This window comes from Massilia mucilaginosa (assembly GCF_011682145.1).
GTDB classification, from domain to species: Bacteria; Pseudomonadota; Gammaproteobacteria; order Burkholderiales; family Burkholderiaceae_D; genus Telluria_A; species Telluria_A mucilaginosa.
In genome coordinates this window covers 1-332 of record NZ_WHJH01000280.1, presented here as the reverse complement: position 1 = coordinate 332, position 332 = coordinate 1, and the positions used below count along the sequence as shown (strand labels likewise).

The following is a 332-nucleotide window of genomic DNA, read 5'->3' as shown; positions in this document are numbered from 1 at the left end:
CTATCGCTACATCCGCCAGCGCCGCCAAGGACCCGAAAGAAATCGTCATCGGCACCAGCGCCGGCCCGTACGCGGACCAGATCAAGCTGGGGATCAAACCGATCCTCGAAAAACAGGGCTACAAGATCAAGCTGATCGAGTTCAACGACTACATCCAGCCCAACTTTGCGCTGGCTGAAGGCTCGCTCGACGCCAACGTGTTCCAGCACATCGTCTACCTGACCAAATTCGCGACCGAGCACAAACTGGCGCTGACCGACCTGGTGACCATTCCGACCGCGCCGATCGCCATCTACAGCAAGAAGCACAAATCGCTGGCCAAAGTCAAAGAC

General features: G+C 57.5%; 1 protein-coding gene. It reads left to right on the top strand.

Going from position 1 to position 332, the window contains the following annotated elements; genetic code table 11:
• Positions 1-2: 2 nt before the first annotated feature.
• Positions 3-332: MetQ/NlpA family ABC transporter substrate-binding protein (locus F2P45_RS34860; RefSeq protein WP_370663353.1), on the top strand; the 330-nt coding region annotated here is incomplete at its 3' end.